This is a genomic window from Paenibacillus sp. 22594, from assembly GCF_052044425.1.
Taxonomy (GTDB): Bacteria; Bacillota; Bacilli; order Paenibacillales; family Paenibacillaceae; genus Paenibacillus_AQ.
Genome location: NZ_JBQENA010000002.1, coordinates 346,187 through 364,478, shown reverse-complemented (window position 1 = coordinate 364,478; position 18,292 = coordinate 346,187). Strand labels below are relative to the sequence as shown.

Here is an 18,292-nt window from a genome sequence, read left to right as displayed (position 1 = left end):
ACCCCTCTTTCGTTTCCGTTTATAAAGTGCACTACTGTTTACGCTTTCATTTTACTATCAGAGGAGGTATACTTACTTTGGTCATTTGAGTGCACTATTTTTAGATTGCATTCATTAACGTTTTCAGCGGAAGGAAGAATTGGATTGCGATTCTTTAATATCAAAACCAAACTGTTTCTGGTGCTGCTTGCCGTTTCCCTTATCCCGATTATTGTAATTGCTATTAGCTCCTACCGGAGTTATACCGAACTAGTGAATAAGCAGACCTCCTTAGTGGCAGCGACAACCATTGGAAATGCGGTCGAGAGCATTGAGGGCGTCCTGCAAAATATTGAGCGGATCTCGATCACCTTCCAGCAGCAATCCTCCAGTTCAACGGAGTATAGAACCGTCAGTGACGAATTGAAGCAGCTCCAGGCGACAAATGACTCTTTCGATATCTATACGATCCGCAACAAGCTGAAGCTGATTTTTCAGAATGTGCTTCTGGGTTACGACTATATCAATGGTGTGTACCTCTTTACGCCGGATGGTAAATTTATCAGTTATGGTTCGGTAAGCGACCTCAAGGCAGATTATAATCCGCTGCAAGACACCTGGTACCAGAAGACGCTGGCTAAACAAGGGGAGCTCTACATCGGGGATAATAAAATAAAGCCTTACTTCATCAATGCCAAACCCTCTATTTCCTTCTCTCGTGCAGTTTACGATATGAACACGGGGGAATTTCTTGGCGTCTTTATGCTGGATTGCAGTCTGGACATTTTCAGCGGATTGAACCGCAATCTGGCAACGAACCTGTCTAACATTTATCTGGTGAATGAGGACGGGACACTCCTCTTTGAAGGGTCCCAGAATCCTGCGGGTTCTACGCTGCCTGCCGAACTGTGGACCAAGGCCCAAAACATGAACGGCGACCAAGCAAAATACTATAATTCCGATGATATAACGGTAATACAAGCCTTCCCCAGCAACGGCTGGAAAGTCATTGCCAATCTTTCGACCTCCAAGCTGTATAAGGAATACGGCATTTCACAGAAGCTGATTATTTATATTTCCGCCACCTGCGGTGTACTATTCCTGATCCTTTCCATTCTTCTGTCCGTATGGATTACACGGCCTATTATCGAGCTCAGCCGTACCATGCGCAAAAATAAATCGCAAAAATTCATTCCCTCCAAAGCCAAATATAAACGAAACGATGAGATCGGCATTCTGTACACGGAATATGACAAGATGATGCAGGACATCGACCTGTACATCCGGGAGAGCTACCAGAACCGTATCCTGACACTGGATTCGCAGATGAAGGCACTGGAAGCGCAGATCAATTCACATTTTTTGTACAATACACTTGAGTCCATTAACAGTATAGCCGAGATTGAAGAAGTGGAAAGCATCGCTATTATGACCAAAGCACTTGGCGATATGTTCCGGTACAGTATCAAGACGGAAAGCGAGCTGGTCCCGGCCTCTGAGGAATTGCAGCATGTGGACAATTATATGGCAATCCAGCAAATCCGGTACGGAGACAAAATCTCTTTTCACAAGACAATTGACGAGCGGGTGCAAAGCAGTAAAATCCTGAAGCTCATTTTGCAACCGCTGGTGGAGAATGCGCTCTATCACGGACTGGAAAATAAAAAAGGTAAAGGCAGCATTACCGTGAACGGCTGTAGAGAAGGACACGATTTGGTGTTTGAAATTATCGACGACGGGATCGGCATGACGACAGCCCAAGTTGCCGAGATTCAAGCCCTGCTGGCCGAACCCCCGGAATTTGGCGGCTTTGGACAAAGAAATAAACGGAGCATCGGGATTAAAAACGTCCATTCGCGGATTGTGCTGTACTACGGTCCCGGATATGGACTTACCTTTGAGAGTCTGGAAGGCTTGGGTACCACAGTGAAAATAACCATCCCGGCAAATTAAAGAAAAGGACGGATGCAAATGCATACTTTTATTGTGATCGACGATGAATACCTCGTTCGAAAAGGGCTAATCAAGAAGATCCAGTCCTTTGAACAGGAGCTCGTCCTGCTCGGGGAGGCAGAGAACGGAGAGGATGCGCTGGAGCTCATCGAGCAAACTGATCCTGACCTGATTCTGACCGATATGCGGATGCCGGTGATGGATGGCAAATCCTTGCTGCGGGTCATGCAGGAGAGATATCCTCTTAAAAAGATCATTGTCATCAGCGGACATTCCGATTTTGAATACATGCAGGAGGCGATCTCCGCCAGAGTAGTCAGTTATGTACTCAAGCCGTTCAGCCGCGAAGAAATCCATCAAGCGCTGCGCAAAGCCATTGATTCGCTAGCATCGGAACGTTCCGCCAAGCAACAGGCGGCATTATCCAAAAGCCAAAATGAAGCCATCATTCATCAATTGGATCAGCAAAAACTGCTGCATCTCATCTTGGATGATCATGCAGGCAAACCCCATTCTTTTCATTCCGAACAGATGAACCGTTTCGCGGCTGCAAGTTTCTATGTTCTGCTGACCGTATATAGTTCCACGCAGATCAATCCGGATCTATTTGAAGGTGGCGTTCATGAAGATTACATTTCAGTTCCGCACCCTGTGAACGAACATTTGTTATTCGTGGTATTCGCTTCTTATGAGCGGGTTTCCTATAAAGGAATGGACGCTAGCTTCGCGATTCAGTCCGCCGATAGATTTTTCGAGCCGCTTTGTGCCATTCCCTATAATAAAGTATTTGCGGGGCTCAGCGCTGCTAAGTCCAATATGGCCGAACTGTATCAGGCGCAGAAGGAATGCTTAAGCGCAATGAACAGCAAGGGGATCATGGATTATGGCTCCATATTCGTTTACAACGCCGAAGACCGTCCTTCGGAAATGCCTTTATGGAATAAAACCGGGGACTTGATGTTTTATTTGGAAGCCGGACATTCCTCTAAGGTTAGGGAAAGTGTCGTCGATTTCATTACTTTTTATATGCAACTGCCGAGTGCCACACTATTCCAGCTCAAACACCAATGCCAGGAACTGGCTGCGGAAATCAAACAATTACTCGGATTACGTCTTCCGGCTACTACCTATCAAACGACTTCTTCCAGTATGGAGGCTGTACTTAATACATCATTTGACCCGGAGGAAATCCGGCAGTATTTCATGGCTGTGCTGCCAGACTTGGCGGAACTGCTTAAAGACAGCACACCTTATTCTTCACCGAATGTAATCGATAACGTGAAAGTTTATATTCACAGAAACTATTTGCAGGATCTGACCTTGGAGAAGGTTTCCTCTTTATTTTTTATGAACTCCAGTTATTTAAGCTTTTTGTTCAAGGAGAAGACCGGGGAGAATTTCACGGATTTCATCAACAAACTGCGGATTGAACACGCCAAAACTTTGTTAAAAACTACGGATAATAAAGTATATAACATTGCCGGCGCACTTGGTTTTGACAATGAGAAATATTTCTTCCGCCTGTTTAAAAAGAGCACCGGTCTCACACCGGAAGCTTACCGAAACCAGCCTTGAGCGCATATGTTACCAACCTTTGTTCAGCATACAATGCAGTCGCCGCAAACCCAAAAAAACTTCTGTTCAACGCGTTGTGATAAAACAAGCGGTGAACAGAAGTTTTTTTGCGCTGGGCAGTTGAGGGTGTACTAGTCCCTGCTGCATATATCAACGAATGGTCCCATTCCATATTCATCCGGTCCAAATAACCGCTCAGGTCGATGCCGTAGTATCCTGCCTTGCTCACCCATTCGTGAACGGACTCCGCATCCCCGAAGCACAGCCGCTCAAGCCAATGTTCAGTGATAGAAGTCCTGCTCTCCTCTTCTAATATTTTGCTGGAAATCTCTTTGGTGATTTCAACGATAATGGATTCGCGGGGAAGCTCGAACACTGGCATCCGCAAATTGTCCGCATACGGCTTCAGGTACTGTATCACTTTGGATGTCATCTCGTCATTGGCCAGAAAAATAATGCCGGAGGTATTTTTTTCGGCGGCTTCCTTGAGCAGCTCGACAAGACTGTCCACATCGCACCTTAATCCCAGACCACCAAAAAACAACAGCTCCCCGCAAAAAAGATCTAAGGGGTTAAGGAAAATGCTTTAGATTTTCAGTATTGACCAATGCGGTCAAGAGAATTACAATCAATTTGACCGCATTGGTCAATATCATTGGAATGATCGATGCTTATGGTTAATATAGTGATACCCCTGAGGTGATAACGTTGTTCTCAAAGTTTCTAAATCTAAGTAAGGATAAGCAGGACCGCATCATAAATGCCGCCTTACAAGAATTCGCGCTTAAAGGTTACCAGAATGCCTCCACCAATGAAATCGTGAAGCAGGCGGGAATCTCCAAAGGTCTGCTGTTCCATTATTTTAATAATAAGAAGGACTTGTACTTATTTTTGTTTGATTATTTTATAGAAATGCTAATGGAGGAAATACACGCACACATCGATTGGGAGCAGCGTGATATTTTTATCAAGTACAGGAATGTGGCAATCCTTAAATTCGGATTATTTCAGAAATACCCGAATGCCTTTGAATTCATAAAGAGAGTGTATCCTGAGAATTCCAGTGAGGTGAAGCCCGATTTAGAGAACCGGAAAAAAGAGTTTTTGAACAAGGGCTATAAAGATTTGTTCGGTGATATTGACCTCACCCCGTTCAAAGAGGGAATCGATATCGAAAAGGCGGTAAACATTATCTATTGGACTATGGAAGGGTTCGCCTACCGATTGCAGGCACAGACGGCTTCAGTACCTGTGAGTCAAATTCAGCTAGAGGATATAATTGCCGAGCTGGACGTCTACAGTGAGATGCTTAGACATTCTTTTTATCAATAGTTCCGGGAGGTTCTGCTATGAATGTGATTGAAATTAATCATCTGACCAAAACGTACGGCAAGTCCAGAGGCATCACGGATATCAGCTTTAATGTAGAAGAAGGGGAGATATTCGGATTCATCGGGCCTAACGGTGCGGGAAAATCGACTACGATCCGAACCTTGCTGTCCCTGATTTACCCGACTAGCGGCAACGCCAAGATTTTTGGCAAGGATTGCATTGAATTCGCTCCTGAGATCAAAAAGGAAATCGGGTATCTGCCTTCGGAAGTCTTTTATTATGACAATATGAAGGTGTTCGATCTCTTGAAGTATTCGGCCAGCTTTTACAAAAAGGACTGTACGAAACGAATCAAGGAATTGGCGGAAATCATGGACCTTGACTTAACGAAGAAAATCGATGATTTGTCGCTCGGCAACAAAAAGAAGGTTGGGATTGTCCAAGGGCTGCTCCACGAGCCCAAGCTGATCATCCTGGATGAGCCTACCAGCGGCCTGGACCCGCTTATGCAGCAGAAATTCTTTGAACTGCTGGAAACGGAGAACCAAAAAGGCGCAACGGTTTTATTTTCATCCCATATTCTCAGTGAAGTTCAAAGACTTTGCAACCGTGTTGCGATCATCAAAGAAGGGGCCATCGTTACGGTCGAAAAGATTAGCACCTTACAGGAAAATAACTATAAAAAATTCAAAATCCACACGAAAACACCACTCGATAAGGAGTACTTCAATCTTCCGGGCGTCAGTCAATTAGAGGTTAAGGATCACCTGGTTCACTTTCTGTTCCGGGGCAACCTCAATGGGGTGCTCAAGAAAATAGCGGAAACGGACATCACCAATGTATGGATCGAGGAGCCGGATCTGGAGGAGATCTTTATGCACTACTATGTAAAGGAGGATTAGAGCGCTGATGAATATTTTCCTGCACGAACTGAAGGCTTACCGGAAATCCACGATCATCTGGTTACTTTCTTTAATCGCAATCATGGTGCTGTTCATGTCCCTCTTCCCTTCTTTCCACAAAGATGCCGGGGAATTCACGAAGCTGCTTGAAGGCTATCCCGAATCATTAAGAAAAGCAATCGGGCTCGATTTGAACAATCTCTTTACGCTTATGGGCTTCTATACGTATTCTTTGACGTTCATCGTTCTGGTCGGAGCCATCCAGGCTATGAATCTGGGCACTTCGATTGTATCTAAAGAAGTCCGGGAGAAAACAGCGGATTTCCTGTTAACCAAGCCGGTTACACGTAAAACGGTTATTACGGCGAAGCTGATGGCAGCATTCGTGTCCTTAGTCATTACCAATATTATTTATGGAGCGGCGGCCTATGGGATGGCTTCACAGGTGAAGGTGGAGGATTATAGCTTGAAGATGTTTCTCCTGCTCAGCTTAAGCATCTTGTGGGTTCAGCTACTCTTTCTGGCCATCGGAATCGTGATGTCGGTCATGATCCGCAAGATCAAATCGGTGCTGACGGTTTCGCTGGCAACAGTCTTTTCCTTTTACTTTATCGGGATGATCGGAGCAACAACCGGGGATGCCAGCCTGCGCTACCTGTCCCCCTTTAAATATTTTGATCCGTCCGAAATCATAAAACATTCAGGATACGAGATCTCCTATGTAATCACCGGGGCCGCTATTATTGGGATTGCCATCTCAGCCAGCTACTACGTGTATGCCAAAAAAGATATTCATGCGGTGTAAAAGGGGGGATCATTTGTGAATATATTTTGGAGAGAAATGAAATCGTACCGGAAATCTTTAATCTTCTGGAGCATCGGTGTGTTCCTCATGGTAGCCTCCGGCATGGGTAAATACGCGGGGTTATCCGCCTCTGGACAGTCCATGGGCCAGATGATGGCCGATATGCCCAAATCACTGCAGGCGATATTAGGGATTGGAAACCTGGATCTGAATACAGCCAGCGGATATTACGGAATGTTATTCGTCTATTTGCTATTGATGGCCACGATTCATGCCGCCATGCTGGGGGCGAATATCATCTCTAAGGAAGAGCGGGATAAAACCTCGGAATTTCTATTTGTTAAGCCAGTTTCCAGACATCACATCATCACCTCCAAACTATTGGCAGCCTTGGTCAATATCATCCTATTTAATCTGGTTACATTATGGGCTTCTCTTCTTATTGTAGGAAAGTACAGCAAGGGTGAGTCCGTTGCAGGGGATATCACCATGACCATGCTTGCCATGTTTATTCTACAGCTCCTGTTCATGTCTATCGGAACGGCAACTGCAGCCGTGCAAAAGAAATCCAAGGCCGCCGCATCCCTTGCCACAGGAATTCTTTTGCTCACCTTTGTATTGTCGATTGCGATCGACTTGAATGACAGGCTTGCAAGCCTGAAATACATCACACCGTTTAAGTATTTTGAAGCCAAAAATGTGATGTACGGCGGAGGATTGGATGTTGTCTTCGTCCTTCTGTCGGCAGCGCTCATTGTGGTGCTAGTCGCCGTGACTTATGTCTTTTTCAATAAAAGGGATTTGTAGAAATACAACATGAGCCATTTCATCGCACACGAATAAGCGGAGACCACCATGGCCTCCGCTCTTTGTACATCTTATCAGGTAACTGCCCTATTGAAACGCTTTGCTGAACTTAGTCCACCTTTGCACCATAGGAGCGCAGGAACACAACGGCTTGCTCCCTGTCCATCCGCACTCCTTTTACCATCAGCGCTTTCATATCCACACCTTCCAGCTTAGCCCCCCGCAGATCAGCCCCGGTCAGGATGGCTTTGCCCAGCATGGCTCTTGTCAGATCACAGTCTCTCAGGTCAGCCTTGGCCAAATCACTCTCCGACAGATCCGCTTCAAAAAAACGGATGCCCCGCAAATCCTGCTTGCCAAGCTTGGTATACCTCAGATTGGTGTAGGACCAGTCTCCCCCGCTTAGTGTAATGCCATCCATCTGAGCACCCGCGAAATCAGAACCGGTCATTTTGCAGGAGATGAACTTGCTTACAAAGAGATTCGCACCGCTGAATTTACAATTTTCGAATGCAGATTCGGTGTGGATCGAAGCATTCAGGGCTGCGCCTTTAAAATCACATTCGATAAAACGGCAATGGGTGGTATCGATTTCTTCCAATGAGGTGTTCATGAAAGTGCAGTTGGTAAATGTGCAGCGGATCAGCTCGCCATAACGTAAATCATGCCCGTCAAAACGGACCTCCACAAATTCCCTGTCGTTGTATTGGTACATGTCTTTCCTCCGATAATAATAAGCTAGAATATGAGCAAAAAAACGCTATTTCACTAATTTTATCATATCTGTGTCAAGTGTTTTTTCCATAAGCTGTAATTTCAATGAAATATATTTTCGGAGGTATACGGGATAACACCACTCGTTAATCGGACAGGCTCTCTCCCTGTGATCGCTTATATTGCCGGTTCGCCTTGAAGGCGAAGATCAGATACAGCATAATCACCAGGGGCAGGAGCCATGCGCTCAATCCCCGAAGAAGTGCAAACGGCGTTTCGAACAGAAAGGCCCGCCAAAACCCAACTCCAGTCTTCTCCCATAATCCAGGGGTCAAATAGAGGGCTTCAGGATCGAGCAGAGCCGCCGGCTTGAGAGTACCTGTAGACATCAGTGCTACAATAATCGGAAAAAAAGACAAGGAAATCGAGAGCCACATCTCTGACAAACGTTTATACCGCCCTGCTTTGGAATCGGCATCCGAAAAAATATCCTCGCTCCCCTGATCATTCACCATCTTGAAATACTGATATCCCGAACTTTTCGAACCCTGGATGTGCTTCCAGCCGCTATCCTCGAAGAGGGCACGATAATCCTCGAAATCCTCTTTCTTGACAAAAGCACGGTAATCAATCTTTATTCGGCCAACCTCCGGTTCGGCTTCATGAAATTCGTAGCTGAACAAAGATTTCCCGACAAATCGCCAGCCCCGCCCGGCCATATCATTCAGCCATTTCTCTTCATGGTCTAAATTCGTAAAACACTTACATTTCCGCATGAGGTTCCCTCCCGTCTGAGTTCCAAATTCTTCGCGTGATCTCCATCATGTGATTCATCCGTTCATAGTCCCGGCACATGACCGCCCGCCCTTCTTCTGTAATCACATAGACCTTGCGCCGGTTATCTACAGTGCCGACAGGTTCAATGAACCTAAGCTTAATCAGATTCTCAATCGCACCATATAGCGTGCCCGCAGCCATTCTAACCTGTCCTCCACTAAGCTCCTCAACCTTTTGCAGGATCAAATACCCGTGCGCCGGCTCATGCAGGGCGAGCAGGATATAATAGACCGTTTCCGTAAGCGGCAGATATTTGTCTCTCCCCATATCTCTTCTCCTTTGGATATCAAACTGTACTTGTGGCAAGACATTATATAGTTCAACTGTATAGTCATACTATATACATTTCAACTGTACATTGCAACTATATATTTCCAATGGGGTGATATGTGCCATGAGGCAGAAGAAAAACCACACGGGGCGCTCCCGTGTGGTTTACAAAAATAATCAGTGTGAAATTTCAAAATCGCTCTTACTAAGTTCCTTGTACTATTCAGCATCGTTTTCTGGAAGTTCTATTAATAAAGGCTCTCTTACGAGATTTCCGTATCCTTCTTTGCAGACACCAAAAACTTTATAATTCTCTCTTGCCTGATTTAAAGAGAGATGATTAGCACCTATGTTCCAATCAGGTTTCTCATGAGCAACAACATCATATTGCCAAAAACAAACATCACAAATATCTACAATTACTTCATCGTCACTTTCAATAGTGAAATAACCACAGCAAGGACATTTCAGTCTTTTCAGGTATATCCCCTCCTCATTTTAGGAGTATATTTCTCAACTTGTTCAAACCAATATTTAGCCCCATCTGCTGGTTTGAAATATGTTGATATACCACTATACTTACCAAACTCTGCTCCAATCAGCAAGATGCTTAGTAAGCGTGCTCTTGTTATTTCCCTTGGTAAAAACTAATAGTATCTTCTCTTCCCTACCATAAAGCAAGGCTTTGCTTGCCTTAACAGATTCCTCTGTATTCATTGCTTTTTTTGCAATATTAATAAATACTTTGATACCTGAAGCGGCTTTAACAGCACCATTTTCCACAAGCATGATATTTCTTTTTACAAACTCCGCTGCGGCTACAGCTCTTACACCGCTAGAATACCTTTCGTCTGCCATGATCTGAGTTAGCTCAATCTGATTCTTATCAGACATCATGTACCACTTGGGTCTGAATAAATCAAAGGATTGTTATGAACGTACGTATACAAATTCAAACTAAGCGAATTATCAATCTGCCCTTCAATGGTATCCTAGTTTTTAAAGTGTAATCTGACTAAAGAAGGTGGTAACTAGGAAATCACTAACTCGCATGTGGTTATTGATAACCTATTTTTACAATAACATTCGCTCAATAGATTTTTTATTTTCATTACTTAGATGAATGCCTCGCACTTTCTGATTGAGATATTCATTAAAATCTGAGAAATCAAAAATAGTATTTTTGTCATATACCAATTTAATATTTTCTAACGCTTTCTTTATCAAACTTCTCCCTTCTAGAACATTTCCCTGATTAATAAAAATCCTTCCTAATTGTATATACGATTTAACATTATTTGGATCAAGAGCAATGGCTTGTCTTAGCATCTCAACTTGTTTTTCTTTATCCGTGACTGCGAAACGCCATGATAGTATTAACCTTTTTATGGAACTCGCATATGTGTTAGTAACATCAATATTATTAATCTTACGAACTAACCCCTCATCAATTCCAGCCAGGTGATAATAATGAACACAGCATTCCAAAATTGTTGCTGCCACATTCTTCTCATCCTGTTCATAAATTCGATGTATACAAGCGAGACTCTTAGGATAATCAACTAAGGGAATGGTTAATACAGCGACAGCTAAACGTATCAATAAATCAATGTTATTAGGATACGCTAGTAGTTGCTGCTCAATAATCGTCTCAACCTTCTCTATATCATAATTCCGCACTGCTTCAGATATTTCTTTTTCAAACTCATTCAACTTTTCTCCCCCTAAGAATAAGTAATAGTATTGTCCATATTCCTTGTAGATTGTCCTTTATACATATCAATATTTATAAGTTTCCCACCATTACGTAAATTTGAATTTTCCAATTCAAACCCATTGATCGTTGTTATTTTATCCCACCTGAGCCCAATTCAAAAGCACTTTTACCTCTCACTCCTCCAAAATCACCCATGCCCGGCGATATCAAAGGCACGTTCTCGAAGGTTGCACCCTATTGAGACCGCCTAATCCCCTGATCAGCACAAAAAAGCAGCCATCCCCTTACGGGGATAACTGCCTGCCTAACCAGCAATCATTCAGCCTGCAAATGAATAACAACCAAATCAATCCTCTACTTCCGTAGACGGCAAAAATCGAAACCACTTCAGGTCGAACTGGCTGCCTGGAAGGAACAGGAAGGTGACGGTCCGTGGGCTGCTGACCGGTTCCAGAACAAATTCGCGCTCTGTGTAGCTGCTGCTGCCGGCAAATTCCACTAGCTGCTTGGAATCGCCGCCGGGACCGCTGAACAGCAGGTGAAGCGTGCTGTTCTCCAGAGGGGAGCGTCCGCAGATAATGATCCGCGAGCTTCCCTGTACACCAAAGTCCATCCCCTCATAAATCAGGGACACATTGTTGCCGATACCTTCAATGGCTGACTCTGTCACGGTGAAGGTGTCACCGTAAATCCGGCTGTTCTCAAGCGCAGTCAAGCGTTCGTAAGCTTTGCGCTTCTGGACAAACTGAAAACCTCTCAGGTGGATCTTCTGCCGCAGGACGAAAGAGAGTGAGGTGATTCCGGTCAGACGTTTCGGCAGCTTGTAGGTTTCCTCCTGGTATACATTCCAGCGGGAAGGCTTTTGGTAGATTACCGTGGACAGGCGCTTCGCACCCGGCTCTCCGGGAAGGCCCTCCCATATTTCAATCGGGTACTCTCCATCGTCCAGGGAGAAGATAGGCAAGACGATTTCATCCGCTCCATAGTCGCCGAAATCAATCCGTTCGAAACAGATCCGGCTCTCCCCTTCCCGCGCGGTGGCAACCCCCCGTTCATTCCCGTTGGTCAGGTTCGTACTGGCGCTGCTGTGATAGCCGGAGGAGACAAATTCATAAGGGTCCAGGTAGGCCTGCCCCAGTCCTTCAAGCTTGAATTCCACCAAGCTGTACAGCCGGATACCGTCAGTACCATTCGTTGTCCCGCAACGGATATACACTTCGCCATCCCCCAGACCGGTAATGACGGCTTCATGCCCCTTCACCTCAATCGAAGCGATATTCGCATCGATTCCTGCAGCATTCGTAATCCGCCACTCCACCTCCTGGAAGGTGGCATTCTCCGGATGGAGCTTCACGCGCACCGGGAGCGCGGAATGCTCTGGCGTCAGAATATTGCCCTCAGGACAGATAATTTCCAGCTTGCGCACAGGAATTTCCGCAGCCTTCTTGCTCTGCACCTCCACGGATTCCCCCTTGCCTTCCAAAGGGCAATCCGCATACAGGAACGGTTCACCGTCAACCGATATACCTCGTGCCGGAACGCCTGACTGCAGTATAAGCTCTGCGGAAGCAATCTCCGGCGAAGACGCCCGCAGGGTGATCGTGCCGGGCTCCAGTGTACCGGCAATCACAGCGAGCAGCTTGCCGCTGAACATCCTGCGGTTCGTACCTTTGTAGGGGTCGTAATCGGTGCTGTCCCCATTATCCAGTCCGATCAGCCGTCCTGGTCCTTCTATGCTCAAGTGAACCCGGTTGTTGGCATTCTCCACCTGGAGACCTTGCGAATCCTTTGCCGTGATAGTTACGAAGATCAGATCCTGGCCGTCTGCCGTCAGTTCATACTTATCCGGTGTAAGCACCAAAGAAGCTGCATCGCCGAAGGATGAAATTTGCTCCGAAGCCATTACATTTCCCTGTTCATCATAGGCAACAGCCCGGAGCACTCCCTCCGAATAAGGCACCTGCCATTCTCCGAGCAGCTTGTGGCCATGAACATGGTCAATGTCATAGGTGCCCCTGGATACGTCATTGAAGAATAATTCAATCCGCGGGGCATTGGAGCATACCCGCACATCAACGAGTTGTCCCTCCGAGAAGTCCCAGTAAGGGAAGATATGAATCATCGGATCCGTTCGGTAATCGGTCCATTCTGCCTTATAAATGTAGTAAGAGTCCTTCGGAAAGCCCGCCGTGTCCAATTGGCCAAAGTAAGAGTTCTTGGTGAAGTACGGTGTAGGCTCGCCTATATAGTCGAAGCCGGTCCACAGAAACTGTCCAAGGGAATACGCCGCGTCCCGGTCTGACGTAATACAGGCCTCTGTGCTTTTGGCCCCCCAGCTGGTGGAGCTGTTACCCAAGGAGGAGCACTGTAGATCGTCATCTGCCAATACCGGCTGGGCCAGCGGAAAATGATAGACACCCCGGCTTTGGACGGTAGAGCAGGTCTCACTTCCGTAGATGAACCAGTCCGGGTGCTCATCATGCTGCCGGTCATAATATTTCTCACCGTAGTTGTAACCCGCCACCTTGACGATATCGGCGCATTTCTGCGCATTGTCCCAAGGCATGTAGTTCGAACCAATCGTAACGAAGGCATTGACCCGGGGATCATGGGCCAGCACTTCGTCCTGCAGCATCCGTGTCAGCTCCTGGCCGCGGGCATCGGCATGGGTATCGTAGATTTCATTCCCGATGCTCCACATGATCAGGCTCGGATGGTTGCGGTCCCGGCGCACCCAGCTGGCGATATCCTTCTTCCACCACTCCGGGAAGAACCGGGCATAGTCATAAGGAGTCTTGCTTCGCTCCCACATATCAAAAGCTTCCGAGACGATAAGCACCCCCATCTCGTCAGCCAGTTCCATCAGTTCCACGGCAGGCATATTATGTGCCGTCCGGATGGCGTTCACGCCCATCTCCTGCAGCAGCACGAACTGCCGCCGCAGAGCCGTCTTATTCACGGCTGCCCCCAGGCAGCCAAGGTCATGATGCTGGCACACACCGTATATTTTGACGTAACGTCCGTTCAGGAAAAATCCCTTTTGACTGTCTAGTTCCACCGTACGGAATCCAAAAGCCTGCTTTTCCTCTTCCATGATCACGTCCTGATCCAACAGCTCCGTACGGAGGGTATAGAGGTGGGGACTTCCGATATCCCAGAGCAAGGGCTGTTCGATAGTCAGCCGGCTGTGGGCATGTACCGTCTGATCTCCCATCTGGGTATGAATCGCGGATTCCACCTGCCCAATCTCTGTTCCGCCAGCATCCAGAACCGTATGAAGGAGCTTTAATCCCGACGTATCACGGCCTTCCTCTACCTGCAGCTCACAATCCACATCCACGGTCCAGGACCCGCCATCCGCCCGCCGGGCCGCAATATAAATGCCATCCGGCGCAATATGCGTCTTTGGGGTTATTTTGAGCCACACAGAGCGGTAAATTCCGGCACCGGAATACCAGCGGGAATTCGGAGATTCATGAATCACACGCACAACAATCGAATTGTCTCCCCCGGTCAGATAGGGAGTAATATCGAATTCGAAGGTAGAATATCCATACTTCCATTCACCAGCCACTTGTCCGTTGACGTACAGGGTAGAATTCATGTATACACCTTCAAACCGCAGGGACCACAGCTGATGAGCAGGCACTTCGGCCAAGCTGAGGGTGGTTCGGTACCAGCCCTCTCCGTTTTCATAAAGCGCATGCGTGTTGTAAATCAGCCAATCGTGAGGCAGCGTTACCGGCATCCAGTCCGCGTCCGCAAGCACGTTAGCCAGCTCTGAACCGAGCGGCTGCTTGGTGAAGTGCCAGCCTCCGTTCAGTTTTCTTTTGATGCTCATGGATAAAGTTCCTCCCGTGCATGGTTTGTGGGAATGACATCAATCAGCCTTTCAAAGCTCCTACCATAACACCCTTCACAAAATATTTCTGCAAAAATGGATACAGCAGCAGAATCGGTGCCGTCGTCACGATAATGGCCGCATATTTCAGGGTTTCGGCTACATCGCGGCTCTGGATAAGCGTAGTGGTGCCCAGCATGCTGGCATTATCGTTCTCCAGAATAATGTTGCGGACCACGAGCTGTATCGGGAAAAGGTCCTGATCCCGCAGAAAGATCATCGCGTTGAACCAGCTATTCCAGTGGCCTACACCATAATAGAGAATCAGCACGGCGACAACCGGCATGGAGAGCGGAATGAAGATGCGGAACAGGATCGTGAAATGCCCTGCACCATCCAGGAACGCCGACTCCTCCAGCTCCTTGGGAATAGCCATGAAATAGGTCCTCATAATAATAAGGTTGAAGGTGCTGACCGCCGTAGGCAGGATCAGTGCCCACAAGGAGTCCAGCAGCCCGTATGATTTCACGATCAGGTAGAACGGAACCAGCCCTCCCTGAAAGAACATCGTGAACACGATGAAGAACATGATCGGCTTTTGCAGCATAACCCCATCCCTGGACAGAAAGTAAGCCCCAAGCGAGGTCAGCGTCATATTCATTACAAGTCCAACCACCAGAATAAAAAATGTATTCTTGAAGCCCGTGAGAATCACCGGATTGTTAAGCACCGCCTTGTAGCCCTCGAGAGAAAATCCCTGCGGCCAGAGCAGGATGCCATTGAACGAGATCAGACGGTTGCCCTCGCTAAGAGAGGAGAACAGGATATAGAGCATGGGATACAGCGTAAGAATAATCATTAGCACCATAATAATGGCATTGCATATATCAAAAATACGTTCACCGAGTGACGTTTTTATCATGGTTGTCCCTCCTTACCAAAGACTGGTTTTACTGGCGCGTTTACTGAACGAGTTGGCGAGCAGCAATATGGTGAAGTTGATGACAGAATTGAAGAGCCCTACCGCGGCACTGTAGCTGTAGCTAAACTCCAATATCCCTTTCCGGTACACAAAGGTTGAGATAACGTCGGCTGTCTCATAGATGCTGGCACTATACAAGAGAATGATCTTCTCGAAGCCGACATTCATTATATTTCCAAGTGCCAGAATCAGCATGATCATAATCGTTGGAAGAATCCCCGGCAGTGTCACATGGCGGATCTGCTGCAGCTTCGTGGCCCCGTCAATCTTGGCGGCTTCATACTGCTGCTGATCAATCCCGGTAATGGCTGCCAGATAGATAATGGTCCCCCAGCCGATCTGCTGCCAGATTTCACTGATTATATAAATGGGGCGGAAGGACTCAGGCTGCTGCAGAAAGGAGATCCGGGCGCCGCCAAAGAAGGCAATGACATCGTTAATCAAACCATCGGATAACGTAAAATAGCGGATAATTCCTGCCACAACCACCAGCGTGATAAAATGCGGCATATAGGTAATGGTCTGTGTAATCCGCCGGAAGAGCGGACTCTTCAGTTCATTCAGAAGCAAGGCAAGAATGATCGGAGCAGGAAAACCGAACAGCAGGTTGAAAAAACTTAGCAAAATCGTATTCTTGATGACGCGGAAAAAGTAAATGCTGGAGAAAAACTCCTCAAAATGCTTGAAACCCACCCAATCACTGCCCAGAATACCTTTGGACGGAACAAATTGCTTGAACGCGATGATCGTGCCATATAACGGTACATAATGAAACAAGACATAATAGATAAGTACAGGAAGAATCATCAGATACAGCCACTTATTGCGGAGCAAATCTTTGCCCAATCTGGTTTTCAGCATATCTTTCTCTCCTTTGCTGCAATGCTAATATCAAGGGCCGCCTGATCTATACGCTTTCTATAGCGGCCCTTGTTGTAACGTGTTCTAGCGTTTCATGTACCGCTCATAGGCTGCCTGCTGAATTTCCAGAGCTCTTTCAATTCCCATATCCTTCATCTGCTGAACATATTTATCGTAGTTGTCAACAGATTCAGTACCCAGAATAATTTTGAGCTCGGCTTCCTTCACAAGGGCGTTAATGTCGTTCATAATACTGCTCATTTCGTCGGCTTCCTCAGCGGTTGGTGTGATTGGCGGCAGCAGATGGCTTTCATGATTGGTTTTCTTCCAGATGCCGATAGATTCCGTGGTTTGCTTATATTTGGCCGGCAGATTGTTATCCTGCTGAATCATCGGGAAATTGGTTCCGTGCGAGTATTTCATCATCACCTGGTCACTGCCTAGGCCTTCCGGATTTTTAACCACCAGATCGGTATATACAGGTTTGCCGTTCTCCAGAGTATACGTAGTGCCTTCAACGCCAAAAGTGTTCAGCATGCTTCCTTCCTTGGTGTAGGCATAATCCAGCCAGCGCATCGCTGCTTCGACATTCTTCGTTGTGGCAGAAATCGCAGCCGAACTGGTGCCGGCATAAGCATTATCCAGCTGTCCAAACTCCGGGATTCCGCCTTTGGCTGCTGCAGGATATGGAGCCGCTACAAAATTCGCATTCGGATCCGTCCCCTGTGCGGCTGCGTTGTATTTCTCAATGTAGAACTGCCAGCCGATTGTTGCCCCGCTCACATTGGAGGTCATCTTCTTGTCTACGGTTGCCGAATCAATCGAAGCAAAGTCCTTGTCGATCAGTCCTTCTTTATACCACTGGGCCATCGTTTTCAGATAATCCTTATATCCGGGCTCCAGGTAGCCGTAGACTACTTTCCCGTCATTTACATAGAAGTTCCCCATAACACCAAAGGCCCCGGCAAATCCGCCGGTCCGCTCACCGAGGAACATGGTACGGAAGGTTACAGGTGCGGCGGCATTTTTCTTTTCTTTAAAAGCGGTCAGCACCGTGTGCCATTCATCCATCGTTTCCGGAACACTCAGCTTCAGCTCATCCAGCCAATCCTTGCGGATAATCGGCCCGCCATAGACCCGCCCCGTTTCGGAGCGGATGAAAGGAAAGGCATAGTAGGTTCCATCATCGGTTTTGATCATTTTATCGATTTCAGGATGCTCCGCGAGCGTCTTTTTCAAGTTGGGAGCATATTTGTCCATCAGATCATTCAGCTTCAGAATGTAGCCCTGCTCCACCGCTTTGTCCGGGCCGCCCGGATATTGCAACCAGGTATTCAGGAAGATATCCGGCAATTCACCGGAAGCCAGCAGCAGACTGAATTTCTGGTCTGTCATCGGCGTTCCGCCGAGCTGCTTGATTTTAATTCCTGTGCGCTTTTCGTATTCGTCGTCGACAGGCAACCGTTCGGGCGTACCTCCCAGTTGTTCGTTCATAAAGGTTAATTCGGTACCTCCCGGCATTGGATAAGAGAAATCTGCTGCTGGGGTTTCACTGGCAGGCGTGCCAGAAGCGCTTTCATTTGAGTTGTTGCTTGAATTGCTGCAGCCTGCTGCAAGCAGTGTGGCCCCTAACAGAAGAAGAAGCGATTTGTGGGCTTTTTTCTTTTGGAATAACTTCATCAGGATGACGACCTCCATTTAGTGTTATTTGACGACT

General features: G+C 46.9%; 17 protein-coding genes. 6 read left to right on the top strand and 11 right to left on the bottom strand.

What is annotated here, in order from left to right; genetic code table 11:
* Window positions 1-144 precede the first annotated feature (144 nt).
* Together ACTJKB_RS08320 and ACTJKB_RS08315 are read left to right on the top strand one after the other, a co-directional pair.
* The gene (locus tag ACTJKB_RS08320) at window positions 145-1,932 is read left to right on the top strand and encodes a sensor histidine kinase (RefSeq protein ID WP_440833164.1); all 1,788 of its coding nucleotides are present in this window, start codon (window positions 145-147) and stop codon (window positions 1,930-1,932) included.
* A gap of 18 nt (window positions 1,933-1,950) precedes the next feature.
* The gene (locus tag ACTJKB_RS08315) at window positions 1,951-3,507 is read left to right on the top strand and encodes a response regulator transcription factor (protein ID WP_440833162.1); all 1,557 of its coding nucleotides are present in this window, start codon (window positions 1,951-1,953) and stop codon (window positions 3,505-3,507) included.
* On the opposite strand, the gene ACTJKB_RS08310 is transcribed toward ACTJKB_RS08315, so the two are convergent.
* Window positions 3,476-4,051 (bottom strand): PucR family transcriptional regulator ligand-binding domain-containing protein, encoded by a 576-nt coding sequence (locus ACTJKB_RS08310; protein WP_440833160.1) that lies wholly within the window; start codon window positions 4,049-4,051, stop codon window positions 3,476-3,478. The genes ACTJKB_RS08315 and ACTJKB_RS08310 overlap by 32 nt on opposite strands.
* 164 nt (window positions 4,052-4,215) lie before the next feature.
* Here ACTJKB_RS08310 and ACTJKB_RS08305 point away from each other — a divergent pair, with 164 nt between their 5' ends.
* The 4 genes from ACTJKB_RS08305 to ACTJKB_RS08290 are packed head-to-tail and all read left to right on the top strand — an operon-like array spanning window position 4,216 to window position 7,353.
* Window positions 4,216-4,839, top strand: a complete 624-nt coding sequence (locus ACTJKB_RS08305; protein ID WP_440833158.1) for a TetR/AcrR family transcriptional regulator — start codon at window positions 4,216-4,218, stop codon at window positions 4,837-4,839.
* Between the two features lie 17 nt (window positions 4,840-4,856).
* On the top strand, window positions 4,857-5,741 hold the full coding sequence (locus tag ACTJKB_RS08300) for an ATP-binding cassette domain-containing protein (protein WP_440833156.1): 885 nt from the start codon (window positions 4,857-4,859) through the stop codon (window positions 5,739-5,741).
* 7 nt (window positions 5,742-5,748) lie between these two features.
* Window positions 5,749-6,546, top strand: coding sequence for an ABC transporter permease (locus ACTJKB_RS08295; protein ID WP_440833155.1), 798 nt, complete (start codon window positions 5,749-5,751; stop codon window positions 6,544-6,546).
* A 15-nt stretch (window positions 6,547-6,561) separates the two neighbouring features.
* On the top strand, window positions 6,562-7,353 hold the full coding sequence (locus ACTJKB_RS08290; protein WP_440833154.1) for an ABC transporter permease subunit: 792 nt from the start codon (window positions 6,562-6,564) through the stop codon (window positions 7,351-7,353).
* A 109-nt stretch (window positions 7,354-7,462) separates the two neighbouring features.
* Here ACTJKB_RS08290 and ACTJKB_RS08285 read toward each other — a convergent pair whose 3' ends face one another.
* The 10 genes from ACTJKB_RS08285 to ACTJKB_RS08240 form a co-directional block, all read right to left on the bottom strand.
* Window positions 7,463-8,068, bottom strand: a complete 606-nt coding sequence (locus tag ACTJKB_RS08285) for a pentapeptide repeat-containing protein (protein WP_440833152.1) — start codon at window positions 8,066-8,068, stop codon at window positions 7,463-7,465.
* A 145-nt stretch (window positions 8,069-8,213) separates the two neighbouring features.
* A complete protein-coding gene (locus tag ACTJKB_RS08280) occupies window positions 8,214-8,843 on the bottom strand; it encodes a DUF2812 domain-containing protein (RefSeq protein WP_440833151.1) in 630 nt (209 codons plus the stop codon).
* Window positions 8,830-9,171 (bottom strand): PadR family transcriptional regulator, encoded by a 342-nt coding sequence (locus ACTJKB_RS08275; protein WP_440833150.1) that lies wholly within the window; start codon window positions 9,169-9,171, stop codon window positions 8,830-8,832. Before ACTJKB_RS08275 ends, ACTJKB_RS08280 begins: the two co-directional genes overlap by 14 nt.
* 222 nt (window positions 9,172-9,393) lie before the next feature.
* On the bottom strand, window positions 9,394-9,645 hold the full coding sequence (locus ACTJKB_RS08270) for a CPCC family cysteine-rich protein (RefSeq protein ID WP_440833870.1): 252 nt from the start codon (window positions 9,643-9,645) through the stop codon (window positions 9,394-9,396).
* A gap of 108 nt (window positions 9,646-9,753) precedes the next feature.
* Window positions 9,754-10,068, bottom strand: a complete 315-nt coding sequence (locus ACTJKB_RS08265; protein WP_440833149.1) for a hypothetical protein — start codon at window positions 10,066-10,068, stop codon at window positions 9,754-9,756.
* 180 nt (window positions 10,069-10,248) lie between these two features.
* A complete protein-coding gene (locus tag ACTJKB_RS08260) occupies window positions 10,249-10,887 on the bottom strand; it encodes a tetratricopeptide repeat protein (protein WP_440833147.1) in 639 nt (212 codons plus the stop codon).
* Window positions 10,888-11,237: 350 nt separating this feature from the next.
* Complete coding sequence (locus ACTJKB_RS08255; RefSeq protein WP_440833146.1) at window positions 11,238-14,732, bottom strand: glycoside hydrolase family 2 TIM barrel-domain containing protein; 3,495 nt, start codon at window positions 14,730-14,732, stop codon at window positions 11,238-11,240.
* A 43-nt stretch (window positions 14,733-14,775) separates the two neighbouring features.
* Entirely contained in the window at window positions 14,776-15,654 is an 879-nt protein-coding gene (locus tag ACTJKB_RS08250; RefSeq protein ID WP_440833144.1) for a carbohydrate ABC transporter permease, read from the bottom strand.
* A 12-nt stretch (window positions 15,655-15,666) separates the two neighbouring features.
* A complete protein-coding gene (locus ACTJKB_RS08245) occupies window positions 15,667-16,575 on the bottom strand; it encodes an ABC transporter permease (protein WP_440833142.1) in 909 nt (302 codons plus the stop codon).
* Window positions 16,576-16,659: 84 nt separating this feature from the next.
* Window positions 16,660-18,255, bottom strand: a complete 1,596-nt coding sequence (locus ACTJKB_RS08240; protein ID WP_440833140.1) for an extracellular solute-binding protein — start codon at window positions 18,253-18,255, stop codon at window positions 16,660-16,662.
* Window positions 18,256-18,292 lie beyond the last annotated feature (37 nt).